Here is a 26,761-nt window from a genome sequence, read left to right as displayed (position 1 = left end):
CGCCCCGTTTTCAATGGCGCTCCAGCAGCACCTGTTCGTACAAGGCCTCGTAGCGCGAGGCCACGGTTTCCCAGCTTTGGTCGCGGGCGATTTCCAGGCCTCGTGACGTCAGCGCCGCGCGCAGCTGCGGATCCGAACCCAGGCTTTCCAGCGCCTGCGCCAATTGGGCGCCATCGCGCGGGTCCTGCAGGATGAGCGCATCCGTTCCCGCCGTGAGGTATTGCGCAAAGCCGCAATAGACCGGCGAACTGACGATGACCGGCAGACCGTGCGACATGGCTTCCAGCGGCGCCATGCCGTAGCTGTCGTTCAGGGTCGGGTGCGTGTAGATGTCGGCCGCATTGAAATACTGGGCGACGTCCGGGGTGGGGTCGACCAGCGTGACGCGGCGGGCGACGTCTCCGGCGGCGCGTACGCGCTCGCGCGTGGGCTCGTCGGCGCCGACCACCAGCAGCCGGTAACGCGGCGGCAAGAGCGCCAGCGCGTCCAGCAAGGCGGGCAGGCCCTTGCGCAGCGGATTGCGCGCCACCAGCAGACAGCCGATCGTGTCCGCGTCCCAGCCGAGCCGCGCGCGCGTGGCCTGGCGGCCCCCGTTACGGTCGGGCGCGGGCAGCTTGACGCCCGGGGCGATGATGTCGACCGCGAGATTTTCGCCGTAGCTGCGGTGCAGCTGGTCCATGATGAGGCCCGATACCGCCACCACGCGGCGCTGGGGCGTCTTGCGCACGCGCAGCTTTTCCAGCAGCAGGTAGGTGGCCAGCCGCGGGCTGAGCCAGGCCGTCAGGCGCTGCAGCGGCGTGACCCGGGTGATGCGGTTATAGCGGACCGGCGTCACGTGCATGACCTGGATTTCGCCCGCCCAGCCGTTCATGTGCGAATGGACGATGTCGAAGCGGCCGCGGGTAAGGCGGTCGGCGCGCCAGGCGAAATACAGCACCCGCGTCCAGCTGGGCAGCCAGCCGGGAAACCGCACGGGCAGATATTCGAATGGCAGGTCGCTGTCGAAATCGCGGGCGACCACGGAGATGTCGTGGCGCTTGCCGAGTACACGCATCAACTCGACGCCATAGGCCTCGGCCCCGCCGAAACGGTTGCCGAAGCGATCAACCAACAGCGCGATGCGAAGCCGGCGTTCAGGAGCGCCGGCGGCTGTCTTCATACCGGGTGAGGCACTTCTGGAGGAATCGGAAGATATTGGTCGAACGCGCCACGGTCACGCGCGGCAGTCCGAAGGGATCGTCGGACGCCGCCGCCAGACCGCGCTTGGTGAGCGTGGCGTTCTCGTAACCGGCCTCGCGCGCCATGGCCTGATGCTCGGGACCATGGTCGCCATAGGGATAACAGAACGCGGTGACGGGCGCGCCCAGCGCCTGTTCGAGCTCGTCCTTGGACTGGACGATCTGGCGCCGCGCTTCTTCGGCAGGCAACTCGGGCAGGTGGACGTGATCCAGCGTGTGCGAGCCGACCTCGTTGCCGGCCTGCGCCCATTCCCGCATTTCCTGGACGGTCATCAGCGGCGCAAACGGGATCCCCTTTTCGAGGTCCCACACGTTGCCGCCGTCGAACTGCCGGGCCACGAAATAGTTGGTGGCGGTGAATCCCAGTTCGCTCAGTACCGGCATCGCGTTGTGATGCACATTGCGGAAACCGTCGTCGAACGTGATGCCGAAGACCTTTCCCTGGCGCTCGCCGCGGACATAGGGCATGACGTCGCGCATGGACAATCCGCGATAGCCAAGCCGGCGCATCCAGCGCATCTGGCGGGCAAAGCTATCGGGATGTACCGTCAGTCCGCGAAACGGCGTGCCCTTGGGGTTGGGCTCGCCGATCTGGTGATACATAAGGATTGGAATAGACATAGCTCGACATTATATGACTCAGCGTCCCGCGAGCGTGCGTTGGTATACATCCACTGTGGCAGCCGCGAAACGCTCCAGGTTGAAGTCGCGCAAACTGGTCTCGCGCGCTTTGTGGCCCATCAGACGCACCGCCTCCGGGTTGTCCAACATGAATCGCAACTTGGCGGTCATGGCCGGGATGTCGCGCGCGGGCACGATCCAGCCATCCACGCCGTCTGTTACGTTTTCCGGCAGACCGCCCGCGTCACTGACAAGCGCCGGCAGTCCCAGCGCCATGATCTCGCGGCAGGCAAAGGACAACGCCTCGCGGTACGACAGCACGAATCCCGCATGGCAGGACGCCAGCGCCGCGCGCACGTCATCGAGCAGCCCGGGAAACTTCACCTGATCGATCATGCCAAGCTCGCGCACACGCGCCAGTTTGGCCTCGGAGGGCGGATCGCCCGCCACCATCAGCAAGACGCGTGCCTTGTCGGCCGGCGGCAGCGCGGCTGCGGCCGCCACCAGGTCCAGCCAGCCCTTGTCGTAATCGGTGCCGCCCGCGCTGCCCAGCAGCAGCTTGCCTTGCCAGTCCGGGCCAAAGAAGAGTTCGCGCAGCTTGTCCAGGCTTTCGGGCGGCGGCGGGGCAAAGAAATTCGTATCGATGCCGTGCCGGATGGTCGTGATGGGGCGTTTGCGGTACGGGGACTGCTCCATCATGCCGCGGATGTAGTCGCTGACGGCGATGCCGTGATCGGTGGCCAGCGCCACCCGCAGCTTGTGCCCGAAGCTGGTCAGCGGGTGATCGTTGTGCTTGGTGAACACGATGCGCGGCCGGCGCCGCATGCCCAGCGTGGCCAGCATGACCTGTTTGTGATCGGCCGAGCCGTTGGCGTGGATGATGTCGAACTGGCCGTCCACAATCAGGCGATGCAGCCTGGCGCGGTCCGTGAACCAGGACGAGGGGCGCGTCGTGTAGCGCATGTCCACCACTTTGACGCCGGGGATGGCCTTGGCGTAGCGGTACAGCCGGCTGGTCTCCGGCACCGCCACCGTGATCTCGTGGTCGCGGGCGAGCGCCTTGGCCAGGTTGATGATGTAGGTGACGTGCCCCCCGCCGTTGCCCGCGTGGAAGTTCGTGTAGAGGATCTTCACTTTTTGTTTTCTGCCAGGAACATCAGCTTCGAGTAACGGAAGAAGCTGCCCGCCGCCGCCGTCACGGCCAGCACCAGCCCGTGGCGGCCGTCCAGGAAGCCGCGGCGGATCAGGTAGATGCGCACGAAGGTCCAGAAGCCGTGGCCCAGCGCACCGAAGACCGACGTGCGCTTGCCCTTGGCGTACATCATGGCGGCCGCGTCGGACGAATACCGGTTGACCTTGTTGATCAGCGCGTCCAGGTTGTCGTACGGATAGTGGTTGAAATAGCCGCGCAACTGAAGGGGCCGGCCATTGGCGGGCACCACGCGCTCGTGCACGGCGGCATCGGTGAAGCGCGCCGTGCCGCGCTTGAAGAGCCGCAGCACGTAGTCGGGCCACCAGCCGCTATGGCGGATGTCGCGGCCGCAGAAGTTGGACAGGCGCGCGATTTCGTAGGCGTCGGCCTTGGGCGCGCGCAGCACGTCCTGGATTTCCTGCGCCAGCTCGGGCGTGACGCGCTCGTCAGCATCGATCGACAGGACCCAGTCGCCCGTCGCCAGATCCAGCGCGCGGTTCTTTTGCGGACCGAAGCCGGGCCAGTCAGGGGTGACTTCGACCCGAGCGCCCAACGCCCGCGCCAATTCCACGGTGCCGTCGGTGCTGCCCGAATCCACAACGATGAACTCGTCGGCAAACGACACGGACTTCAGGCAGGCGGCAATGTTGGCCGCTTCGTTCTTGGTGATGATGATGACTGATAACTTCATCCGCGATTCCTAAGACGCTTTTTCCAGGCCTTCCAGGCGTGATAGCGCGGGCCCCAGAAGGGGTCGCGCGACAGCCAGATCCGGCGGTTCAGCCAGGACCCGCCCTGATTGCGCACCGCGAAGCGGTAGATGTGACCGGGATCCGTGCCGGGAACGTTCTGGCCGAAAGGGTCGGTAGTGTACAAGTGCCGGAAACCGGCCTGCCCGGCGGCGGCCACGTAATCGGCATCGAAATAGCCCTGCGGCCAGCAGAGGTGGTCGCTCACGCCGCCCAGCCTGCGGATCAGGGTTTCACGCGAATCCTCCAGATCCTGCGCGATGTGTTCGCGCTTGGCGTTCGTATCCGCGCCGCAGACCTTGTCCCAGCGGGTGTGCGTGTGGGTGTGGGAATGGAATTCGAAGGTGCCGGCCGCCTGCATGGCCTCGATCTCGCTCCAGCGCAGCATCGCCTCGTCGGCCCGGCCCGACGCCACGAGTTCCTTGCAGGCGTGGTGGTCGGGCGTGGGCGGCAGCGGGCCGCCCTGCCCCGCGTGGGGCCGGACGGGGCCGTCGCCGATCCAGCCGGTGATGGTGAACAACACCGCGCGCATGCCATGACGGGCGAGGACGGGATGCGCGTGCACCCAGTTGTTCAGGTAGCCGTCGTCGAACGTGATCAGCACGGCGCGTTCGGGTACGGAGGCGCCGGCCAGATAGGCGGCAAACTGTGCCGTGGTGAGCGACTGGTAGCCGGCGCGGGCCAGGCGCGAGATCTGCGCCTCGAAGACGTCAGGCGTCGCGGCAATCATGCCGCCGGCCGGCGTGACGTGGTGGTACATCAGCACCGGCACATTGGGCGCATTCATGGGCGGCGCTCCGCCGGGCGGCGCTCCGCCGGGCGGCGCTCCGCCAGCCAGCGCAGGTAGATGGCTTCCGTGGTTTCCGCCAGGCGCGCGGGCGAAAACACGCCCTCTTCCCAGACCATCTTGCGGCCGGCCTCGCCCATCGCGCGGCGCAGGGCCGGGTCGTCGATCAGGCGCGCCAGCGCGGCGGTCAATGCGGCCGGGTCCTTGGGCGGGACCAGAAAGCCCGTCACGCCGTCGCGGAACATTTCGGACACGCCGCCCACGTTCGTGCCGATGACGGGCAGGCCGCTGGCCTGCGCTTCGACAAAAACCGTGCCGGACGCTTCCTGCTGCGTGGCCAAGGCAAAGAGATCGAATCCCGCCAGCAGATTGGGTACGTCGCGCCGCGTGCCCATCAGATGGATGCGGTGCTGCAGTCCGCGCTCGGCCACATACGCCTGGGTCTGCTCGAAGACCGGCGATCCGGCACCGACGAACACCAGATGCAGCTTCGGGCGCGTGGCCATCAGCGGCGCGATGGCGTCGATCAGGTCCTTGTGGCCCTTGGTGGCGCGCATGACGGCCACGCAGCCCACCACGACGTCGTCGTCGGCCAGCCCGAGTTCTCCGCGCAGGGTGGAGCGCTCGACCGGCGCGGGCAGCACGATGGGCGAATACACCGTCGCGATCTTTTCGGGCGGGACGCCGCGGGTGATGAGGTACTTGCGCACGTGGTCGCTGACGGCCGTGACGCGGTGCGGCAGGACGGTGTACGACCACATCGACCCGACCGGATTGGACAGGTGGCGGGTGCGCACGATGAGCGGCGTGCCGGCCATCCGCCCGGCCAGGGCCGCGATGACCGTGTCGCGCCGGCTGTGGGTATTGAGCACGTCAAATCGCCCGGCCTTCAGGATCTTGCGGACCGCGGCCACACCCTTCAGGTAGTTCACCGGCCCGGCCATGTCCACGGCATGCACCGTGAAACCGGCATCACGCAGCCGTTCCGTCAGCTGCGCGCGCGGCTGGCAGATCGCCTCGAGGTGATGCCCACGCGCACGCATGGCGTGCATTTCCTTGAAGATACGTCCTTCCTGTCCGCCGAAACTGGTGGCGGCTTCCGAATGCACAATACGCAGGCTGGGCATCATTAGTAGGTGACCTCCACGCCATCAGGCTTGGTCCAGTCGTTCAGGTTGGCCAGCAGCGTGTCGGCCATGCGCACGCGCCATTCCTCCCCGAGCCTGACCGTGCACAGGAAATTGTTCTTTGTGTAGACGATATCGACCGGCACCCCCGGAATGCCATTCTCGGGTTCGGCGCGGAAGGGATTGAGCATCTGACGCAGGCGGGCCGCGTCTGCAGTGCCGTTGAGCTTGACGCGCAGGGACTTGGCGCGCGCCTCGCGCGCCAGTTGCAGGTCGTAGAGCTGCTCGGCGACGATGCGCATGCCGCCGGAGTAGTCGTCGTTGCTGACCTTGCCCTGCACGATGACGAGCTGGTCTTCGCGCAGCCGGTTGCGGTGCTTCTCGTAAAGTTCGTTGAACACCGAGATCTCGACCTGCGCCGTGCCGTCGTCCAGCACGGCAAAGACCATCTTGCCGCGGCGGGTCATCATGACGCGCACGCTGGCCAGCACGCCGCACATCCATTGCAGGTCGCGCTGGGGTTCCACCCGCGCAAGCTGCATCGGCACGATGCGGCGCACTTCGTCGCGCCACGCATCGAACAGGTGGCCGCTGTAGTAATAGCCCAGCGCGGACTTTTCTTCGGTCAGCTTCTTGTGCAGATCCCAGGGCGCGACCTTGGCCAGTTCGCCAGCGACCACGTCGCCGCTGTCGTCGCCAAAAAGCGAAGCCTGGTTGGCGCTGCGCGCGGCCTGCTCGGCCGCTTCCATGGCGGTGGGCACCGAAGCCAGCATGGCGGCGCGGTTGGGCTCGATGGTGTCGAACGCGCCCGCCTTGATCAGCGCCTCGATGGTGCGGCGGTTGACGGCCTGCTTGCTGACGCGGCGGCAGAAGTCGAACAGGTTCAGGAACGGGCCGCCTTCCTTGCGCGCGCGCAGGATGTCTTCGACCGCGCCCTGCCCCGTACCCTTGACGGCGCCCAGGCCGTAACGCATGGTGCGCGGCGGCTTGCCTTTTTCGGTGTGCTTGTCGGCGACGGGCTCGAACCGGTAGCCCGAGTGGTTGACGTCGGGCGGCAGCACCTCGACGCCGTTGTCCTGGGCGTCGCGGCAGAAGATCTGGACCTTGTCGGTGTCGTCCATGTCGGAGGACATGGTGGCGGCCAGGAACTCGGTCGGGTGGTAGGCCTTCAGCCAGGCGGTCTGGTAGGAGATCAGCGCGTACGCGGCCGAGTGCGACTTGTTGAAGCCGTAGCCGGCGAACTTCTCCATCAGGTCGAAAAGCTTGACCGCCAGGTCGGGATCGTGGCCCTTTTCCTTGGCGCCCTGTTCGAAGAGCTCGCGGTGCTTGGCCATTTCCTCGGGCTTTTTCTTGCCCATGGCTCGGCGCAGCAGGTCGGCGCCGCCCAGCGAGTAGCCCCCGATGATCTGCGAGATCAGCATCACCTGTTCCTGGTAGACGATGACCCCGTAGGTGCTCTTCAGGGTGGCTTCCAGGTCCGAGTGGAAATAATCGACGGCCGCGCGCCCGTGCTTGCGGTTCACGAAGTCGTCCACCATGCCCGATTCCAGCGGCCCCGGACGATACAGGGCCAGCATGGCGATGATGTCTTCGAACGTGTTGGGCCGCAGCTTCTTGAGCAGCTCTTTCATGCCGCGAGATTCAAGCTGGAACACCGCGGTGGTGTTGGCATCGCACAGGATCTTGTAGGCCGCCGGATCGTCCAGGGCCAGCGCCATGACGTCGAAGTCGCGCTTTTCGGCGTTGAACTGGCGCACGTAGCGCACGGCCCAGTCCAGAATCGTCAGGTTGCGCAGCCCCAGGAAGTCGAACTTCACCAGGCCGGCGGCCTCCACGTCGTCCTTGTCGAACTGCGAGACCGCGCTGTTCTCCTGCCCCGGCTGGCAGTACAGCGGGCAGAAGTCGGTGAGCTTGCCGGGCGCAATCAGCACCCCGCCCGCGTGCATGCCGATGTTGCGGGTCAGGCCTTCAAGCGGCTTGGCCAGGTCGACCAGCGAGCGGACTTCTTCTTCCTGCTCGTAGCGGTCCTTGAAGGCGGGCTCGTCCTTGAGTGTGCGCTCCAGCGTCCAGGGATCCATCGGATTGAACGGGATCAGCTTGGACAGGCCATCGCAGAACATGTAGGGCATGTCCAGCACGCGGCCCGCGTCGCGCACCACGGCCTTGGCGCCCAGCGTGCCGAAGGTCGCGATCTGGCTGACGGCGGCGCGGCCGTATTTTTCCTTGACGTAGTCGATGACCCGTTCGCGGTTGTCCTGGCAGAAGTCGATATCGAAGTCGGGCATGGAGACCCGCTCGGGATTCAGGAAGCGCTCGAACAGCAGGTCATAGCGGATGGGATCGAGGTCGGTGATGCCCAGCGCGTAGGCGACCAGCGAACCGGCGCCGGAACCCCGGCCCGGTCCGACCGGCACGCCGTTGTTCTTACCCCAGTTGATGAAGTCCTGCACGATCAGGAAGTAGCCGGGAAAGCCCATCTGGATGATGGTCTTGCACTCCCAGCGCAGCCGCTCGTAATACTGCTCGCGCTTGGCGTCGCGCTCGGCTTCGTCCGGAAACAGGAACTCCATGCGCTTTTCCAGGCCCTGCTCGGAGAGCTGGACCAGGTAATCGTCGAGCGTCACGCCGTCCGGCGTGGGGAAATTGGGCAGGCGCGGCTTGCCCAGCACCAGGCTCAGGTTGCAGCGCTTGGCGATTTCGACCGTATTGGCCAGCGCCGACGGCACGTCGGCGAACCGGCGCGCCATTTCCTCGGAGCTGAGCAGGTACTGCTCTTTGGAGAACCGGCGCACGCGGCGCGGGTTGGCCAGGATCTCGCCTTCGGCGATGCAGACACGGGCCTCATGGGCCTGGAATTCGAATTCATCCAGGAACTGCACGGGATGGGTGGCGACCACCGGCAGGCCGGCTTCGGCGGCCAGCCGCATGGCGGCCTGGCAGTAGCCTTCGTCGCCGTCCATGCCGGCGCGCTGCAATTCGATGTAGTAGCTGCCGGGGAACATCAGCGCCCACTGGCGGGCCAAGGCCAGCGCCGAGACGGCATTGCCGGCCTCCAGCGCCTGCCCGACGTCGCCGGCCCGTCCGCCGGACAAGGCGATGAGGCCCGCCTGCCCTTGCAGCCATTCGCGGCGGATTTCCGCGCGGCCCTTGCCCTGGTTCGTCAGGAAGGCCTTGGACAGCAGTTCGCAGAGATTCAGGTAGCCCTGGTGGTTGCGCACCAGCAACAGCAGGCGAAATGGCTTGGCGGGGTCTTCGTCGTTGGAGATCCAGACGTCGCAGCCGGCAATGGGCTTGACCCCCGCGCCGCGCGCGCCCTTGTAGAACTTGATCAGTCCAAACAGGTTCGACAGATCGGTCAGGGCGACGGCGGGCTGGCCCAGCTTGGCCACACGCTTGATGAGGTCGGGAATACGCACCGTGCCGTCCACGACCGAAAACTCGGAGTGGACGCGCAGGTGAACAAATGGGGTCGGGGTCGTTACGGCTTCGGACATGGCGGAATTGTACCCAGCGGCCGACCTCCAGAGGGCAATCCTTTGAATCAGAATCCGGCAGGCCGCGCGCCCTGCTGGCTGATTGGCATCGCCCGCTTGTGGGACAATACCGCCCATATCGCACCACCCCGTTGCACGACGAGATCTACCTATGAAATGGTTAATACCCGGGATCTGGCTTGCCGCCATCCTGTTCGCGCACTTCCGCGGCCGCGTCAAGCTGCCGCTGGGCCGGCAGCTGCTGGACCACTCGGTGCTGCTGGCGCCGATCAACGCGTTCATGGTCCTGACGTCGCGGGTGCCCACCACCCCCTACCTGACCACCAGCGAAATCGCCGAACTGAAGGTGTTGGACGACAACTGGGAAACGATCCGCGAGGAAGCCATGCAGATGGCCGAGCTTCGCCGGATCAAGGCGGCCGACACCCATAACGACATCGGCTTCAACTCGTTCTTCAAGTACGGCTGGAAGCGCTTTTACCTGAAGTGGTACGACGCCCGCCACCCATCGGCCGAAGAACTTTGCCCCAAAACTGTCGCCATCCTGAAAGGCCTGCCCAAGGTCAAGGCTGCCATGTTTGCCGAACTGCCTCCGGGCGGCCAACTGAATCCGCACCGCGACCCGTTCGCCGGGTCGCTGCGCTATCACCTGGGCCTGGCCACGCCCAACGACGACGGCTGCCACATCATCGTGGACGGCGAACACTACAGCTGGCGCGATGGCGAAAGCGTGGTGTTCGACGAAACCTACGTGCACGAGGCCTACAACAAGACGGACCAGAACCGGATCATCCTGTTCTGCGACGTCGAACGCCCGCTGAAGTGGCGCTGGGCCGAGGCCTTCAACCGCTGGTTCGGCCGCAAGGTCATGTCCGCGGCCAGCTCGCCCAACGACGGCGGCGACCAGACCGGCGCCATCAACAAGCTGACCCACGCGCACTGGGTGATCGACCAGAAGCGCAAGGCGTTCAAGAAGTGGAACCGCACGGCGTACAAAGCCACGAAGTACGGGCTGATCGCTTTGGTGGTCGTCGGGTTTCTGGCGCTGTAACAACGCACGCGCACCGGTGTCTGACACCCGGACGGGCCCCTGGCAGGCGGGGCGCCGGCTCCAGGGTGTCAGACACCCAGCCTAGCGCTGCAGGGACTCCCAGCTTTTCATCAGGCGTTTCACCGACACGGGCATCGGCGTGCGCAGCTCCTGCGCAAAAAGCGCCACGCGCAATTCCTCGAGCAGCCAGCGGAACTCGTCCAGCCGGGGATCGGGCGCGCCCTTGAGCGCCGACCGCGCCCGCTGGTACTGCGTGACCAGCGGCGCCATTTCCGCCACCAGCTTTGCATCCCGCGCGGGATCGGCGCGCAGCTTGTCGATGCGCGCCACCGCCGCCTTCAGGTATCGCGGAAAGTGCGACAACTGCGCGTACGGGGTGTGGCGGATGAACCATTTGGGCATCAGCGCGCCCAGCTGCTGCTGCAGGTCTGCGTAGGCCGCCGCATGCGGCTTGGCCTGCGGCAGCTTGCGCTGCAGCGCCGCGTATTCCGTCAGCACCGTACCCGCCAGCCGGGCGACTTCCTGGGCCAAGAGGCCCAGCCGGCCCTTGCCCTCGGCGCGGCGCGCTTCGAACTGCTGTTCGTTCACCGGCCACGGTTCGGCCAGGCAGGCCTGCCCCAGCGCGCAATCGATGATCTGGTCGCGCAGTTCTTCCTGCGTGCCCAGCGTCATGTACAGCATGCTGATCTTGGTGAGATCGGTCAGGTTCTTTTCCAGGAACTTGACCTGTTCGCGCAGGCCCAGCCGGAAGAGCTTGAGCAGACCCGCGCGATGGTGCTTGCGCGCCTCGTCCGGATCGTCGAAGACGTCCAGGTCGCAATGCGCGCCGCGGTCCACCAGCGCCGGATAGCCGATGACGGACTGGCCCCGGCGCTTGATCTCCATGATCTCGGGCAAGGGGCCGAACGACCAGGAAGTCAGGTTTTCGTGCGCCAGCGCCTGCGCGACCTGGGTGTCGCTGGCCGCCAGCTGCTGGAAGGTGGCCTGGGCCTGCTTGCCGAACTCGGCCCGCAGTTGCGCCAGGTTGCGTCCGGCGGCCAGCATGCGGCCGTGCTCGTCCACGACGCGGAAGTTCATGAACAGATGCGCAGGCAAGGTCTCGAGCTTGAAGTCGCCCACGGCCGGACGCACCTGCACCTGATCCCACATGTCGGCGATGATCGCGTCCACCAGCCCCTGCTGCGGATCGGCCTGGCGGTCGAACCAGCGGTCGTAGAAGCCGGCGGCGTAGTCGGGCAGCGGCACGCAATGGCGGCGCAGCTTCTGCGGCAACGACTTGAGCAGCAGGTGCACCTTTTCCTTCAGCATCCCGGGCACCAGCCACTCGCAGCGCGCGGGATCGATCTGGTTCAGCGCGAAAAGCGGCACCGACAGCGTGACGCCGTCTCGCGGCGAGCCGGGTTCGAAGTGGTAGTCCAGCGCCATCGACACGCCCTGCCACTCCACCTTCTTGGGGAAGACATCGGTCGTGACGCCGGCGGCCTCGTGGCGCATCAGCTCGTCGCGCGTCAGCATCAGCTTGGCGGCGGCCGCCTTGTCCAGGCCGTTTACCCACTTTTCCAGCGACGCGGTCTGCGAAATGTCGGCGGGCAGTTGCCGGTCGTAGAACGCGTAAATGAGTTCGTCGTCGACCAGGATGTCCGGCCGGCGAGTCTGGTGTTCCAGCTTTTCGATGCCCGCGATGAGCTTGCGGTTGTGCGCGACGAATGGCAGGCGCGTGTCGATCTCGCCCGGCACCAGCGCCTGGCGGATGAAGAGTTCGCGCGCATGCGTGGGGTTCACGCGGCCGTAGTGAATGCGCCGGCCGGTGTAGATGGCCAGGCCATACAGCGTGGCGCGCTCGTTCGCCACCACCTGCCCGGCCTTCTTTTCCCAGCGCGGGTCGGACCAGTTCTTGCGGATCAGGTGCGCGCCGACCTTCTCCAGCCACACCGGATCGATGCGCGCCACGCAGCGCGCATACAGGCGGGTGGTCTCGACCAGTTCGGCTGCCATGATCCAGCGGCCGGCCTTCTTGGCCAGGCGCGAACCTGGATGGATGTGGAAACGGATATCGCGCGCGCCCAGGTAGCTGCCGCCCTCGTCGCTCTTGAAGCCGATGTTGCCCAGCAAGCCGGACAGGAGCGCCATGTGCAGCTGTTCATACGTGGCTTCGGACTGATTGACACGCCAGCCCTGCTCGCCCACCAGCGCCGCAAGCTGCGTGTGCACGTCGTGCCATTCGCGCAGGCGGATCGGCGACAGGAAGTTCTGCCGCAAGAGGCCCACCAGCTTGCGCTGCGAGGCCTTGTGCTGCACCTGCTCGCCATACCAGCGCCACAGCTTCAGGAACGAGACGAACTCGGATTTGTCGTCGCCGAACTTGGCGTGCGCGGCCTCGGCGGCCTCGCGCTCCTGCATGGGGCGGTCACGCGGATCCTGCACGGACAACGCCGAGGCGATGATCAGCATCTCGGCCAGGCACTGGTGTTCGCGCGCGGCCAGGATCATCCGGCCGATGCGCGGGTCGACCGGCAGCTTGGCCAGTTCGACGCCGGTGCGGGTCAGGACGAACGAGGCGCCCGTGCGGCCCGCATCCGCGTCGGGGTCGGCCGCCGTCGCCAGCTCAATGGCGCCCAGTTCCTGCAAGAGGTGGTAGCCGTCGGCCACCGCCCGTCCCGGCGGCGCCTCGACGAACGGAAACTGCTCGATGTCGTCAAGCTTGAGCGACTTCATCCGCAGAATCACCGAGGCCAGCGACGAACGCAGCACTTCGGGATCGGTGAAGGCGGCCCGGTTGTTGAAGTCCAGCTCGTCATAGAGCCGGATGCAGACGCCCGGCCCCACCCGGCCGCATCGGCCGGCGCGCTGGTTGGCAGAGGCGCGGCTGATGGGCTCGATGCGCAACTGCTCGACCTTGTTGCGCCACGAATAGCGCTTGATGCGGGCAAGCCCGCTGTCGACCACGAAACGGATGCCGGGCACGGTCAGCGAGGTTTCGGCCACGTTGGTGGCCAGCACGATGCGCCGCGCGTTGCCGCGCGGGCGGAAGATCTGTTCCTGCTCGGCCTGCGACAGCCGCGCAAAGAGCGGCAGAACTTCGGTGCCCGCAGGATGGCGCTTGCGCAGCGCTTCGGCCGATTCGCGGATTTCGCGTTCGCCGGGCAGGAACACCAGCACGTCGCCAGGGCCATGCCGCGCGCATTCGTCGACGGCATCGACGATGGCGTCGATCAGGTCGCGCTCTTCGTCGCCCGACATGCGCTCGCGATCGCGGCCGGCCTTGTTGGGCGCGGGCGCGTTGTCGTCGGCGGCGGGCTCTTCGCGCACGGGCCGGTAGCGCACTTCGACGGGATACAGGCGGCCGGAGACTTCGATGACCGGCGCGGGCTTGTCTTCCGAGGCGGCAAAGTGCTTGGCAAAGCGCTCGGCATCGATGGTGGCCGAGGTGATGATGAGCTTGAGGTCCGGGCGCCGCGGCAGAAGCTGCTTCAGGTAGCCCAGCAGAAAATCGATGTTCAGGCTGCGCTCGTGCGCCTCGTCGATGATGATCGTGTCGTAGCGGCGCAGAAGCGGATCGCGCTGCGATTCGGCCAGCAGGATGCCGTCCGTCATCAGCTTGATGGACGCGTTGGGCCCGGTGCGGTCGTTGAACCGAACCTGGTAGCCGACAACTTCGCCCATGGGCGTGTTCAGTTCTTCGGCGATGCGCTTGGCCACCGACGTCGCCGCCAGGCGGCGCGGCTGCGTGTGGCCGATCATCTTCTGGCGGCCGCGGCCCAGTTCCAGGCAGATCTTGGGCAGCTGGGTGGTCTTGCCCGAGCCGGTCTCGCCGCTGACGATCACGACCTGATGGCCGGCGATGGCGCGCGCGATCTCCTGCCGCCGCGCGCTGACGGGCAGGTCTTCGGGATAGGTGACGGCCGGAATGGGCCGTTCGGGACGAGGTGCGGCCACGCGGCCTTCGGGCCGGGCCCGGGCGGGTTCCCGGTTGTCTTTCCGGGATTGTTCCCCGGGCTTTTCCGCGTCGCTGGCGCGCGGCGCCGGTTGCTTCGGCGCCCGCGGGCTGGAGGATTCAGGCATGTAGGATTTATCCGATTAGCCCGCCATTATAAATTTCTGGCGGACTTCGCGCGCGCCCCCCCTGCCCAGCCCGCTTCGGGCGTCCTACAGCAGCTTGCCCGGATTCATGAGCTGGTTGGGATCGAGCGCCCGCTTGATCATCAGCATCAGGTCCATTTCGACCGGGGATTTGTAGCGGCGCAGCTCGTCGCGCCGCAACTGGCCCACGCCATGCTCGGCGCTGATGCTGCCCCCGCGCTGCGCCACCAGGTCATGCACGCGCCGGTTCAGTGCGGCGGTCAGCCGGGCATATTCGGCCGGCGCCACGTCCAGCGGCAGCAGCACGTTGTAATGCAGGTTGCCATCGCCGATGTGGCCGAAGTTGACGATGGGCAGCCCCGGAAAATCCGAGACCAGCGCCAGATCCGCTTCCTCCACAAACGCCGCCAGGCGCGAGATCGGCAGCGCGATGTCGTGCTTGACCGCCTTGCCCGCACGCACCTGCGCCTGCGAGATGCCCTCGCGCAGGCGCCACAGGGTCTGCACCTGCGTGTCGTTCATGGCGACGACGCAATCCTGGATGACGCCGGCCTCCAGCGCCGCCCCCAACGCGGCTTCCAGCAAAGCCGGCAGGCCGGCCGGTTCCGTGTCGGACAGTTCCACCAAGGCGTAATACGCGTGACGGCCGGCGAGCGGGCTGGCCGCGCCGCTGACGTGCGCCACCACCAGATCCAGGCAGCGCGCCGACATCATCTCGAACGCGGTCAGCCGTTCGCCGCAGACGCTCTGCAGGCGGCTCAGCAACCCCACGACCTGGGCGGGCGTCTCGGCCCCCACCCAGGCCGCCACGCGGCCCGCCGGCGCGGGATACAGCTTGAGCACCGCGCCGGTGATGATGCCCAGCGTGCCCTCCGAGCCGATGAACAGGCTTTTCAGGTCGTAGCCGGTGTTGTCCTTGCGCAGCCCGCGCAGGCCGTTCCAGACCCGGCCGTCCGGCAGCACCACCTCTAGTCCCAGCGCCAGGTCGCGCGTGTTGCCATAGCGCAGCACCGCGGTGCCGCCGGCATTGGTGGCCAGATTGCCGCCGATGGTGCAGCTACCCTCCGCGCCCAGGCTCAGCGGAAAGAAGCGGCCCGCCTCGCGCGCGGCCGCCTGCACGTCGGCCAGCAGCACGCCGGCGTCGGCGCACAAAGTGTTGTTGACCGGGTCCACCTCGCGGATGCGCTTCATCCGGTTCAGGCTCAGGATCACTTGCGCGCCGCTGCCATCGGGCGTGGCGCCGCCGCTCATCCCGGTATTGCCGCCTTGCGGCACCACCGGCGTGCGCGTCTGGTGACACAGCCGCATGACCGCGGACACCTCCGTGGCGTTGCGCGGCCGCACCACCACGGGCGTGCTGCCCTGCCACTTGCCCAGCCAGTCCCGCACATAGGGCGCCTGGCCGTCGGCATCCAGCACCAGTCCGCCATCGCCCACCAGATGCGACAGCCGCTCGATCAGTTCATGGTTGCGCATGGTGGCCTCAGGCGCCGTGCCAGTTCAGGCGGATGCGGCCGATCGCCATCGCCGCGGCAGCCTGGGTCGGCTCGACCACGGGCAGGCCCAGCTCGGCCTGCAACCAGCCCCGATAGGCGGCCATGCCCGCGCAGCCCAGCACCAGCACGTCGGCCTGATGCTCGTCGCGCAGCCGCGCGCCGACATGCAGCAGGCGCTCGCGCGTGCGGGCTTCGTCGGACAGTTCCACCACGCCCAGATCCAGCGGCAGCTCGGCCGCCACGCGGCCGGCCAGGCCGATTGCGCCGAACATCCGCCCGTGACGCGGCAGCGACTGGCGCAGGATGGCGATCACGCCGACGCGCTGGCCCAGCGTCAAGGCGGTCAGCATGCCGCATTCGCTGATGCCCAGCACCGGCTTGCGGGTGGCTTCGCGCACGGCATGCAGGCCGGGATCGCTGAAGCAGGCAATGACGTAGCCGGCGGCGGCGGCGCCGTGGTCGGCGTCCAGCTTGCGCACCAGGGCGGCCAGCGGCAGGGTCACGCTTTCAACGTCCAGCTGGGTCTGCACGCCCGCGGGCCCCTCGGCCAACGTCAGGCACCGGATGCGCGGTCCACCGGCCATGCGCAGCGGTTCCAGCGCCGCGTCGAACGCGTCCGTCACGGCCTGCGTGGAGTTGGGATTGATCACAAACAGGGTCTGTTCCATTCGTCCGTCCTGGTGTTGGCGACGCGCGGGCGCGGTCCGGGGCAAGGTACGGCGCCAGTCTAGCCGCGCACGGCCTGAGCATGTATTGTCAATTTGTGCGCTGCCCTTAACCCTTTGTTATGCTCGTCGCGTCAATTCGGAGCGGGCGCGCCATGCAACTGAATCTGCGGCAAATCGAAGTCTTCCGGGCGGTGATGACCACGGGCTCGATCAGCGGGGCGGCCAAGCTGCTGTTCGTCTCGCAGCCTGCGGTCAGCCGGCTGCTGTCGCACACGGAACAGCGCCTGGGCTTCGCGCTGTTCGAACGCATCAAGGGCAGGCTCTATCCCACGCCCGAATCCCGGCAACTCTTTCGCGAAGTGGAAACCGTCTATGCGGGCGTGCGCCGCGTGGGCGAGCTGGCCTCGGAACTGTCGGAGCGGCGCAGCGGCATCCTGCACCTGGTGTCCAGCCCCAGCATCGGCCACATGCTGGTGCCGCTGACGATCTCGCGCTTTCGCGAAACGCATCCGGACGTCAAGATCACCTTCCAGCCGCTTACGCAGCAGCCCCTCACGCAGATGCTGCTGGACAACCGCGCCGAACTGGGCGTCGTGATCCTGCCGGTCCAGCACCCCAACCTGCTGACCCAGCCGATCGGGCAGGCCAGGCTGGTCTGCATCTGCCCCTACAACCATCCGCTTGCCCATCGCTCGCTGCTGTCGATCGGCGACCTGCTGCCCTATCCGCTGATTTCCTACGGCGGCGACACGCCGTTCGGGATGCTGGTCGAGCAGATGTACCACGAGGCCGGCCAGACCCGCCGGCTGGCTGTCGAAGTGAGCTCGCCGCAGAACGCGTGCTCGCTGGTGCAGGCTGGCGCGGGCATCGCGATCGTCGACGAATTTTCGGTCAAGAGCCGCACGCAAGGCGACTTCGTGGTGCGTCCGATCGACCAGGCCAAGATCCTCACGGCGAGCCTGGTGCAGTCGCGATTCGAGCCCCTGTCGCAGCTTGCGCAAGCGTTCGTGGACGTGCTGCGCCACACGCTGCAGGAGCAGGGTTTCGAGTTGTCGGCGCAGGTCCAGGCAAACCCTGCCAAGGGTAAACCTTGACTTAACCGGCTGTTATACCAAGGCAATAAAAAAGCAAGTGGAGTTCTAAAAGTTCCGCTTTAGGATGACATCGAAACGTCGTTCCCGATTTCGGTTTTCACGCATCCTGACGGAGAAAAGATGGCAGCCTCCATCGACGCCAAAGGCGTCTTCACCATTTGCCCCACGCCCTTTGACGATGCCCTGCGCGTCGATGCCGACAGCATCCGGACGCTGGTCGACTTCCTGCTGGAAACCGGCGTCACCGGCCTGGCCATCCTCGGGTTTCTCGGCGAGCTTCACAAGCTGTCGAACGCCGAGCGCAGGCTGGTCCTGGAAACCTTCGTCAAGCACACGGATGGCCGCGTGCCGGTGTGGGTCGGCGTGCGCGCCCACGGCATTGCCGGCGCCATCGAGCAGGCCCTTGAAGCCCAGGAACTGGGCGCCTCGGCCGTGTTCGCCGCCCCCCTGGACAACGCCAGCGATGCGCTGCTGTTCGACTACTACAAGGCGGTGGCGGACGCCGTGAAGATTCCGGTCGTGATCCACGACTTTCCGGATTCCTTCGGCACCGAGATCCGGCCCGAGGTGGTGGCGCGCCTGGGCCGCGAAGGCGGCGTGCACATGATCAAGATGGAAGAGCCGCCGGTGGGTCAGAAGATCAGCCGCATCCGCGAACTGGTGCCTGACGCGGAGATGGCGATCTTCGGCGGATTGGGCGGCGTGTACTTCCTGGAGGAATTGCAGCGCGGCGCGGTCGGCACCATGACCGGTTTTGCGTTTCCGGAAATCCTGGTCGCCATCTACGAACGCTACGCCAGCGGCGACCATGACGGCGCCGCCGCGATCTTCGACCGCTACTGCCCGCTGATCCGCTACGAGTTCCAGCCCAAGATCGGACTGGCGCTGCGCAAATACGTGTACCAGCGCCGCGGCGCTATCAAGAGTCATGCGTTGCGCGCACCGGGGATGCGCATCGATCCGGTGACCGCGGCCGAACTGGAAGCCACGGTCGCGCGCGTCGGATTGTCCCTGGCCGCCACCGGCCGCCAACCCGTGCAAGGCTGAGAAAGGAGCGCTCGCATGGATCTGGGCATCAAGGGAAAGCACGCGCTGGTGTGCGCATCGAGCAAGGGTCTGGGCTACGCCTGCGCGCTATCGCTGGCGCGCGAAGGCGTGAATCTGGTGATGGCCGCGCGCACCGCGGCCACGCTGGACGCCGCGGCTGACGCCATCCGCCGCGAAACGGGCGCCTCGGTCGTCACGGTGGCCGCCGACGTCACCACCGAGGCCGGAAGACAGGCGCTGCTTGCGGCGTGCCCCGAGCCCGACATCCTGGTCACCAACGCGGGCGGGCCCAAGCCGGGCGACTTCCGCGAATGGTCGCGCGAGGACTGGATTGCGGCGCTGGACGCCAACATGCTGACGCCGATCGCGCTGATCCGCGCCACGGTGGACGGCATGATCGCGCGCCGCTTCGGCCGCATCGTGAACATCACGTCGGCCGCCGTGAAGATGCCCATCGACATCCTGGGCCTGTCCAACGGCGCACGCGCCGGGCTGACCGGATTTGTCGCGGGACTGGCGCGCCAGACCGTGCGCCACGGCGTCACGATCAACAACCTGCTGCCCGGCCCGTTCCTGACGGACCGCCTGCGCCAGACGGCCGAGCGCGGCGCGCGCGACAGCGGCAAGACGGTGGACGACGTGCTGGCTGCGCGGCTGGCGGGCATCCCCGCGGGCCGCTATGGCGACCCCGCCGAGTTCGGCGACGCCTGCGCGTTCCTGTGCGGCGCGCGCGCCGGTTTCATGACGGGGCAGAACCTCGTGCTGGACGGCGGCATCTATCCCGGCACGCTCTGACCACACATTCGCCCGGAAATCCCTATCCATGACCGACACCGCAGCATTCGACCTGACGATCCGCAACGGCCGCATCAGCACGGCCGCCGACACCTTCCATGCCGACATCGGCGTGCGCGACGGCGTGATCGTCGCGCTGGGCCAGGGCCTGCCGCCGGGCGCGCGCGACATCGACGCCGCGGGCCGCTGGGTGCTGCCCGGCGGCATCGACAGCCACTGCCACGTCGAGCAGCTGTCGGGCATGGGCATCATGTGCGCCGACGACTTCTACAGCGCAACCGTGTCCGCGGCCTTCGGCGGCACGACCACCATCATCCCCTTCGCCGCACAGCATCGCGGCAACGCGCTGCCTGAAGTCGTGGCCGACTACGCCCGCCGCGCGGAGGAAAAGGCGGTCATCGATTACGGCTTTCACCTGATCCTGTCCGACCCCACGGAACAGGCGCTCAAGCACGACCTGCCCGCGCTCATCAAGAACGGCATCACGTCCTTCAAGGTCTTCATGACCTACGACCGCCTGAAGCTGGACGACTACCAGTTGCTGGACGTGCTGGAGGTTGCCGACCGCGAGGGCGCGCTGGTCATGGTGCACGCCGAGAACAACGACATGATCCGCTGGGTGGCGCGCCGCCTGGCCGAGCGCGGCATGACGGCGCCCAAGTATCACGCGGTGGCCCACACGCCGCTGGCCGAAAGCGAGGCGACGAACCGCGCCGTGACGCTGGCCCGGATGATGGATGTGCCGATCCTGATCGTGCACGTGGCCGGGCTGGAAGCCGTGCGCGTGGTGCATTCGTCGCAGGCGCTGGGGCTGCCGATCCACGCCGAAAGCTGCCCGCAATACCTGTTCCTGACAGCCGACGACATCGACGCGCCGGGACTGGAAGGCGCCAAGTTCTGCTGCAGCCCGCCCCCGCGCGATGCGGCCTCGCAAGAGGCTGTCTGGCAGGGCCTGGCCGACGGGACGCTGCAGATCTATTCGTCCGACCACGCGCCCTACCGCTTCGATGCCAGCGGCAAGCTTCCAAAGGGCGAGGCCACCACCTTCAAGGACGTGGCCAATGGCGTGCCCGGACTGGAGGTGCGCATGCCGCTGCTGTTCTCCGAAGGCGTGCTGGGCGGGCGCATTTCCATCGAACGCTTCGTCGCGCTGACCGCAGCCAATCACGCCCGCACCTACGGCCTGTATCCGCAGAAAGGCACGATCGCCGTGGGCGCGGATGCCGACATCGCCATCTGGAACCCGGAGCGCGAAGTGACGATCTCCGCATCCATGCTGCACGACAACGTCGGCTACACGCCCTACGAGGGCCGGACGGTGCGCGGCTGGCCCGAAGTGGTCATCAGCCGCGGCCGCATCGCCGTCCAGGACGGACAGTTGCAAGTGGCGCGCGGCAGCGGCCGCTTCATCAAGCGCGGCACGCCGGAACCGGTCCTGCGCCAGCGCCTGACCGGCAATCCCAACGCGCTGGTGCGCAAATACTTTTCGGCCGATAGCGCCGCCTGAGTCACTGAGCAAAGGATCACGGCATGAGCAAACGTCCCTTCGGCCTGGCGGTCGCGCAGATGGGTCCGGTGCAACCCGAAGAGACCCGGCGGCAGGCGGTGGCCCGCCTGCTTGAGATGATGCGCGAGGCGCACGGACGCGGCGCGCGCATGGTGGTGTTTCCGGAACTGGCGCTGACCACTTTCTTTCCGCGCTACTGGATGACCGAAGAAGATGCGGTGGCGCGCTACTTCGAAAAGGAGATGCCCGGCCCCGAGACCCGCGTGCTGTTCGACACCGCCCGGGAACTGGGCATCGGGTTTTATCTGGGTTATGCGGAAATCTCCTCGGACGGCCGGCGCTACAACACCAGCATCCTGGTCGACGCCAACGCGCGCATCGTCGGACGCTACCGCAAGATCCATCTGCCGGGCCACAGCGACCACAAGCCCGACGCGCCGTTCCAGCACCTGGAAAAGAAGTTCTTCGAAGTCGGCAACGACGGCTTCAATGTCTGGGAAACGCTGGGCACGCGCATCGGCATGTGCCTGTGCAACGACCGCCGCTGGACGGAGACCTGGCGCGTGCTCGCGCTGCAGGGCGCCGAGATCGTGGCGCTGGGATACAACACGCCGTCATTGAACATCCATTGGAACGAACCGGTCCACTTGCGCATGTTCCACCACCTGCTCAGTCTGCAGGCGGCCGCGTACCAGAACGCGGTCTGGGTGGCTGCCGCAGGCAAGGCCGGCAACGAGGACGGCAGCCACCTGATCGCCGGATCGGCCATCGTCGCGCCCACGGGCGAGATCGTGGCGCAGGCGCAGGGGGAGGAGGACGAGGTGATTTTCTGCCAGGCCGATCTGGCGCTGGGAGACACCTTCAAGCAGCACATCTTCAACTTCGCCGCCCACCGGCGTCCGGAACACTACGGCTTGATCCTCGAGCGCGTGGGAACCGGACCCGCCCTGGGCAAGACGCCTCTTCCCTAAAGGACCTGCCATGACCCGCCTTCTCCGCACCCTGACTTTTTCCGGCCGCTGCGGCCTCACGTTGTGCCTGGCTGGCGCCAGCCTGGCCGCGGTTGCCGCCCAGCCGCTGACCACCGGCGTGGATGCCACGTTCGCCCCGCACGCCATGCCCAAGCTGGGCGGCGGCCTGGACGGCTTCAACATCGAACTCGGCCAAGCCATCGCCAAGCAGTTGGGCACGACGATCAAGATCGAGGGCACCGAATACGCGGCGCTGATTCCGGGGCTGAACGCCAAGAAGTACGACTTCGTGCTGGCGCCCACCACGGCCACCGAGGAACGCGCCCGCGCCCTGCTGTTTTCCGAAGGCTACCTGAACACGGACTACACCTTCGTGATCGGCAAGAACGGCAAGGAAATCAAAGGGCTGGATGACCTGAAGGGCCGCAAGCTGGCGGTCAACAAGGGGTCGGCCTACGAGAACTGGGCGCGCGACAACGCCGCCAAGTACGGCTTCACGTATGACGTGTACGCCTCCAACGCCGACGCGGTGCAGGCCGTGCAGGCCGGCCGCGCGGACGCCAACCTGGCGGGCAACACCGTGGCGGCGTGGGCGGCCAAGCAGAACCCGGCGGTGCGCACCAGCTACACGATCAAGACGGGCCTGGTGTGGGCGCTGGCGTTCCGGCTGGACGACCAGGCGGGCCGCGACCGCGTGTCGATGGCGCTCAAGTGCCTCAAGCAGGACGGCACGGTGTCCAAGCTGGCGCAGAAGTGGTTCGGCTTCACGCCTGCCCCGGGCTCCGCGGCGGTCACGGTGACGCCGGGCCAGGGCGTGCCGGACCTGCCGGGCTACGACGCCAAGCCGGTCGAGCTGCGCTGCAGCTGATTTTCCGGCGCACCGCCAACGACAGGGGGGAAGCCGCCACGCGGCCTCCTGCCCGCGCTTTGAGGAGCTTTCAATGGAAACGCCGATCCTGAAAATCGCCGGGCTGCACAAGTCCTATGGCGACAATGCGGTCCTGAAAGGGATCGACCTGGACGTGGGCAAGGGCGAGCTGGTCTTCATGATCGGTCCGTCCGGCTCGGGCAAGAGCAGCCTGTTGCGCTGCTGCAACCGGCTGGAGGAGCCGACTGCCGGCAGCATCCACGTCGACGGAGAGGAAATCACCGCCCCCGCGGCCGAGCTGAACCGCATCCGCCAGAACATCGGCATGGTGTTCCAGCACTTCAACCTGTACCGCCACATGTCCGTGCTGTCGAACATCACGCTGGCGCTGCGCAAGGTGCAGAAGCTGGCGCGTGCCGAGGCCGACCGCCGCGGCATGGAGGCGCTGGACCGCGTGGGGCTGGCCGACAAGGCAAAAGCCTATCCCGACCAGTTATCCGGCGGCCAGCAGCAGCGCGTGGGCATCGCGCGTTCGCTGGCGCTGCGGCCCAAGGTCGTGCTGTTCGACGAGCCGACCAGCGCGCTGGACCCGGAGCTGGTGGGGAGCGTGCTGAACGTGATGCGTGAACTCAAGCGCGACGGCATGACGATGATGGTGGTCAGCCACGAAATGGGCTTTGCCCGCGCGGCAGCCGACCGGGTCGTGTTCATGGACGGCGGGGTGATCGTCGAACAAGGCCCGCCGCAGGACGTCTTCGGCGCCCCCCGACAACCCCGCACGCAGGCCTTCCTGGCCAGCATGGCGGAACATGCCGCGTAACGCGGTTTGAAGAGTTCGCCATGGATCTGAATGCCTTGCTGTTCTCGTTCTTCAATGCGGAAGTCGCCTGGCGCTACCTGCCCGACATCCTGGCCGGCATGTGGGTCACGCTGCAACTGGGCCTGGCCGTGGCCGCGACAGGCGTGGCGCTTGGCCTGGTGCTGGCCGTGGTGCGCGCGCTGCGCATCCGGCCGGTCAATTTCCTGATCATCTGCTTTGCCGACATCCTGCGCGCGCTGCCGCCGCTGGTGGTGATCATGGTGCTGTTCTTCGCGTTCCCGTACATCAACCTGTCGATGTCGGCGTTCATGGCGTGCTGGCTGTCGCTGTCGCTGGTGCTGGCCGCTTTTGCCGAGGAAATCTTCTGGGCGGGCATCCTGTCCGTGCCGCGCGGCCAGGCCGAGGCGGCGCGCTCGACGGGGCTGAACTGGCTGCAGAGCATGGTGTATGTGGTGATGCCGCAGGCCATGCGGCTGACGGTCGCGCCGCTGACCAACCGCGTCATCGCCATCACCAAAAGCACCGCGCTGGGCTCTGTCGTGGGCTTGAGCGAAGTGCTCAACAACGCGCAATCGGCCAGCAGCAATGCGGGCAACGCCACGCCGCTGACCTTGGCCGCGGTGGCGTGCCTGCTGATCTTCCTGCCCGTGGTCGTGCTGGGGCGCTGGACCGAAACGCGCTTCAAGTGGAAGCACTAACGGGAAGCACTGACGGGAAGCACTGCGCGAACGCATCTTTACGAATACATACCGGGCGGGAAGCGAGGCTGATCACACCCGCCCGGCACAACAAGGGAGCCCGGAACGGGCCCCAAACGGGCCCCAGGGGAACCGCATGGACGAAATCCTGCAGAATTTCTTCAACCTGAACATCTATGTCAACGTCGCGCCGTACCTCTTGCAGGGCCTGGGCCGCACGCTGATGCTGTCAGCCATGGTGATTCCCGTGGGGCTGGCCTCGGGGCTGCTTATCGGGGTGCTGTCGGTCACGCTCAAGGCGCGCTGGTCGCGCGTGCTGCTGGCCATCTACATCGACTTCTTTCGCGCCCTGCCGCCGCTGGTGCTGCTGATCTTCATCTATTTCGGTGCGCCGTTCCTGGGGCTGGACCTGCCCAAATTGCTGGCGGTGGCCGTGGGCTTCATGCTGAACAACTCGTCCTACTACGGCGAGGTCTTTCGCGCCGGCCTGGAAAGCGTGCCGCGCGGCCAGATCGAGGCGGCGCGGTCCACCGGCCTGTCGGCCTGGCAAACGATGTGGCACGTCCAGATCCCGCAGGCCACGCGCAATGTCATGCCCGACCTCATCAGCAACACGCTCGAAGTGGTCAAACTGACCACGCTGGCCAGCGCCGTGGCGCTGCCCGAGCTGCTTCGGGTGGCCCGCGACGCCCAGTCGCTGGTCTACAACCCGTCGCCCATCGTGCTGGCGGCGCTTTTCTACCTGGCGCTGCTGTGGCCGGTGGTGCGGCTGCTCAGCCGGCTGGAACACCGCCAGCTGTCGCGGCATTGACGCGCGCCTTGCGGTCGGCTCGCCTGCCGGAACCGCAAAGCGCGACCGCCTGTGGGGCGCCCGCAACAACGCGCGCCGCGCCCGCCGTGGGCGCGGCAGGCGCGAGCCCTATAATTCCGCCTAGCGCCGCCTCCGGGGCGGTGCTCTGCGCATGGCCCCTCGGCCCGCGCCGTCCCGCGACCCATAGGATCTTAAGCAACACACATCATGCCCGACCTGGAACCAGACACCGTCTCCGCCCTTGAAGCCCCTGAATTCGCCGCCGCGCAATTTGTGCGATGGTTCCGAGACGTGGCCCCCTACGTGCATGCGTTCCGAGGCAAGACCTTCGTGGTGGCGTTTGGCGGCGAACTGGTGCAGGCCGGCGCGCTGAACGCCCTGGTCCAGGATCTGTCCCTGCTCTCGTCGCTGGGCATCCGGCTGGTGCTGGTGCATGGCTCGCGGCCCCAAGTCAACGAGCAACTGCGCCTGAAAGGCTACACGCAGCAGTTCGACCGGGGCCTGTCCCCCACCGACGCCGCCGCGCTTGAGTGCGCCAAGGAAGCCGCCGGCGAGATCCGCCTGGACATCGAGGCCGCGTTCAGCCAGGGGCTGCCCAACACGCCCATGTCGCACGCGCACATCCGCGTCATCTCCGGCAATTTCGTCACCGCGCGCCCGGCGGGCGTGCTGGACGGCGTGGACTACAAGCACACCGGCCAGGTGCGCAAGATCGACGTGGAAGCGCTGAAATTCGCCATCGAGAAAGGCTCGTCGGTCGTGCTGCTGTCGCCGCTGGGTTTCTCGCCCACGGGCGATGCCTTCAATCTGGCGATGGAAGACCTGGCCACCAGCGTGGCCGTGGGACTGCGCGCCGAAAAGCTGATCTTCCTGTCCAGTTCGCAAGGCGTGCTGAACGACGACGGCACGCTGGACACCGAACTGGCGCGTGTGGATGCCGACGCCCTGCTGGCGGCCGGCGAGCTGGACGAAGAGACCCATTCCTTCCTGCAATACGCCTCGCTCGCGGTCAAGCGCGGCGTGGCGCGCGCCCACCTGCTGCCGTTCCAACTGGACGGCAGCGTGCTGCTCGAGATCTTCACCCACGACGGCGTGGGCACCATGGTCGTCGAGGACACGCTGGACGACCTGCGCCCGGCCACCATCGACGACGTGGGCGCCATCCTCAGCCTCATCGAGCCGCTGGAAGCCGACGGCACGCTGGTGCCGCGCCCGCGCAGCGTGGTCGAGCGCGACGTCGAAAACTTCACCGTGCTGGAGCACGACGGCGTCATCTACGGCTGCGCGGCGCTGCATGACTTTCACGAGGAGCAGATGGCCGAAATGGCCTGCCTGATCGTGCACCCGGAATGGCAAGGCTCGGGCGAGGGCGAAATCCTGCTGCGCCACATGGAGTCGCGCGCCCGCGCGCTGGGCGCCAAGCGGCTGTTCGTGCTGACCACCCGCACCTCGCACTGGTTCATCAAGCGCGGTTTCGTGCAGGGCGGCATCACCGACCTGCCCCGCGAAAAGCAGACCAACTACAACCGTTCCCGCAACAGCCTGGTCTTCATCAAGAAGCTCTGAGACCGGCCTGCGGGGCCATTCCGCCGCCAGCGGAAGGGGCTTGGCGCCCGACGCACGCCAAGCCCGCTAAAATGACGCGTT

21 protein-coding genes are annotated in these 26,761 nt (G+C 66.9%); 11 read left to right on the top strand and 10 right to left on the bottom strand.

The window, feature by feature from the left end:
- Nucleotides 1-10: 10 nt before the first annotated feature.
- From ASD87_RS09220 to dnaE, 7 genes are read right to left on the bottom strand one after another with little or no spacing between them, the layout of a single operon-like run.
- Nucleotides 11-1,159 (bottom strand): glycosyltransferase family 4 protein, encoded by a 1,149-nt coding sequence (locus ASD87_RS09220; protein WP_056320200.1) that lies wholly within the window; start codon nucleotides 1,157-1,159, stop codon nucleotides 11-13.
- Entirely contained in the window at nucleotides 1,134-1,859 is a 726-nt protein-coding gene (locus ASD87_RS09215) for a polysaccharide deacetylase family protein (RefSeq protein ID WP_155721747.1), read from the bottom strand. The genes ASD87_RS09220 and ASD87_RS09215 overlap by 26 nt, the downstream gene beginning before the upstream one ends.
- 18 nt (nucleotides 1,860-1,877) lie before the next feature.
- Nucleotides 1,878-2,993, bottom strand: coding sequence for a glycosyltransferase (locus tag ASD87_RS09210; protein ID WP_056320196.1), 1,116 nt, complete (start codon nucleotides 2,991-2,993; stop codon nucleotides 1,878-1,880).
- Entirely contained in the window at nucleotides 2,990-3,742 is a 753-nt protein-coding gene (locus tag ASD87_RS09205; RefSeq protein ID WP_056320194.1) for a glycosyltransferase family 2 protein, read from the bottom strand. The genes ASD87_RS09210 and ASD87_RS09205 overlap by 4 nt, the downstream gene beginning before the upstream one ends.
- Entirely contained in the window at nucleotides 3,739-4,587 is an 849-nt protein-coding gene (locus ASD87_RS09200; protein ID WP_056320190.1) for a polysaccharide deacetylase family protein, read from the bottom strand. The genes ASD87_RS09205 and ASD87_RS09200 overlap by 4 nt, the downstream gene beginning before the upstream one ends.
- The gene (locus tag ASD87_RS09195) at nucleotides 4,584-5,714 is read right to left on the bottom strand and encodes a glycosyltransferase family 4 protein (protein ID WP_056320249.1); all 1,131 of its coding nucleotides are present in this window, start codon (nucleotides 5,712-5,714) and stop codon (nucleotides 4,584-4,586) included. Before ASD87_RS09195 ends, ASD87_RS09200 begins: the two co-directional genes overlap by 4 nt.
- Before the next feature lie 2 nt (nucleotides 5,715-5,716).
- Entirely contained in the window at nucleotides 5,717-9,208 is a 3,492-nt protein-coding gene (gene dnaE / locus ASD87_RS09190) for a DNA polymerase III subunit alpha (protein WP_056320187.1), read from the bottom strand.
- 151 nt (nucleotides 9,209-9,359) lie between these two features.
- On the opposite strand from dnaE, the gene lpxO reads away from it, so the two are divergent.
- Nucleotides 9,360-10,259, top strand: coding sequence for a lipid A hydroxylase LpxO (gene lpxO, locus ASD87_RS09185; protein WP_056320184.1), 900 nt, complete (start codon nucleotides 9,360-9,362; stop codon nucleotides 10,257-10,259).
- An 81-nt stretch (nucleotides 10,260-10,340) separates the two neighbouring features.
- Here lpxO and hrpA read toward each other — a convergent pair whose 3' ends face one another.
- From hrpA to ASD87_RS09170, 3 genes are all read right to left on the bottom strand, one after another.
- Nucleotides 10,341-14,321 carry an ATP-dependent RNA helicase HrpA gene (hrpA, locus tag ASD87_RS09180; RefSeq protein WP_235512667.1) on the bottom strand — a complete coding sequence of 1,327 codons (3,981 nt, stop codon included), beginning with the start codon at nucleotides 14,319-14,321 and terminating at the stop codon, nucleotides 10,341-10,343.
- 84 nt (nucleotides 14,322-14,405) lie between these two features.
- Nucleotides 14,406-15,815 (bottom strand): FAD-binding oxidoreductase, encoded by a 1,410-nt coding sequence (locus tag ASD87_RS09175; RefSeq protein ID WP_056320182.1) that lies wholly within the window; start codon nucleotides 15,813-15,815, stop codon nucleotides 14,406-14,408.
- 7 nt (nucleotides 15,816-15,822) lie between these two features.
- The gene (locus tag ASD87_RS09170) at nucleotides 15,823-16,503 is read right to left on the bottom strand and encodes an aspartate/glutamate racemase family protein (protein ID WP_056320180.1); all 681 of its coding nucleotides are present in this window, start codon (nucleotides 16,501-16,503) and stop codon (nucleotides 15,823-15,825) included.
- Between the two features lie 152 nt (nucleotides 16,504-16,655).
- Here ASD87_RS09170 and ASD87_RS09165 point away from each other — a divergent pair, with 152 nt between their 5' ends.
- The 10 genes from ASD87_RS09165 to argA all read left to right on the top strand — a co-directional run bounded on the left by ASD87_RS09165 (nucleotide 16,656) and on the right by argA (nucleotide 26,680).
- Nucleotides 16,656-17,597, top strand: coding sequence for a LysR substrate-binding domain-containing protein (locus ASD87_RS09165; RefSeq protein WP_056320178.1), 942 nt, complete (start codon nucleotides 16,656-16,658; stop codon nucleotides 17,595-17,597).
- Between the two features lie 120 nt (nucleotides 17,598-17,717).
- Nucleotides 17,718-18,644: a dihydrodipicolinate synthase family protein gene (locus ASD87_RS09160; RefSeq protein WP_056320175.1), complete on the top strand. Its 927-nt coding sequence runs from the start codon at nucleotides 17,718-17,720 to the stop codon at nucleotides 18,642-18,644.
- A 15-nt stretch (nucleotides 18,645-18,659) separates the two neighbouring features.
- Nucleotides 18,660-19,439: an SDR family oxidoreductase gene (locus tag ASD87_RS09155; protein WP_056320173.1), complete on the top strand. Its 780-nt coding sequence runs from the start codon at nucleotides 18,660-18,662 to the stop codon at nucleotides 19,437-19,439.
- Between the two features lie 28 nt (nucleotides 19,440-19,467).
- On the top strand, nucleotides 19,468-20,946 hold the full coding sequence (hydA, locus tag ASD87_RS09150) for a dihydropyrimidinase (protein WP_056320171.1): 1,479 nt from the start codon (nucleotides 19,468-19,470) through the stop codon (nucleotides 20,944-20,946).
- 23 nt (nucleotides 20,947-20,969) lie between these two features.
- A complete protein-coding gene (locus tag ASD87_RS09145) occupies nucleotides 20,970-21,917 on the top strand; it encodes an N-carbamoyl-D-amino-acid hydrolase (RefSeq protein ID WP_056320168.1) in 948 nt (315 codons plus the stop codon).
- 10 nt (nucleotides 21,918-21,927) lie between these two features.
- A complete protein-coding gene (locus ASD87_RS09140) occupies nucleotides 21,928-22,785 on the top strand; it encodes a transporter substrate-binding domain-containing protein (RefSeq protein WP_056320165.1) in 858 nt (285 codons plus the stop codon).
- A gap of 73 nt (nucleotides 22,786-22,858) precedes the next feature.
- The gene (locus ASD87_RS09135) at nucleotides 22,859-23,605 is read left to right on the top strand and encodes an amino acid ABC transporter ATP-binding protein (protein ID WP_056320163.1); all 747 of its coding nucleotides are present in this window, start codon (nucleotides 22,859-22,861) and stop codon (nucleotides 23,603-23,605) included.
- A gap of 20 nt (nucleotides 23,606-23,625) precedes the next feature.
- Nucleotides 23,626-24,303 (top strand): amino acid ABC transporter permease, encoded by a 678-nt coding sequence (locus ASD87_RS09130; RefSeq protein ID WP_056320160.1) that lies wholly within the window; start codon nucleotides 23,626-23,628, stop codon nucleotides 24,301-24,303.
- A 136-nt stretch (nucleotides 24,304-24,439) separates the two neighbouring features.
- Nucleotides 24,440-25,114 carry an amino acid ABC transporter permease gene (locus ASD87_RS09125; RefSeq protein ID WP_056320158.1) on the top strand — a complete coding sequence of 225 codons (675 nt, stop codon included), beginning with the start codon at nucleotides 24,440-24,442 and terminating at the stop codon, nucleotides 25,112-25,114.
- 207 nt (nucleotides 25,115-25,321) lie between these two features.
- Nucleotides 25,322-26,680, top strand: coding sequence for an amino-acid N-acetyltransferase (gene argA, locus ASD87_RS09120; RefSeq protein ID WP_056320155.1), 1,359 nt, complete (start codon nucleotides 25,322-25,324; stop codon nucleotides 26,678-26,680).
- The last annotated feature ends 81 nt before the right edge of the window (nucleotides 26,681-26,761 follow it).

Source organism: Achromobacter sp. Root170, assembly GCF_001428165.1.
Classification (GTDB): Bacteria; Pseudomonadota; Gammaproteobacteria; order Burkholderiales; family Burkholderiaceae_B; genus Achromobacter; species Achromobacter mucicolens.
Note: the sequence above shows the minus strand (reverse complement) of the source record. Positions and strands in the feature narration are given on the sequence as shown.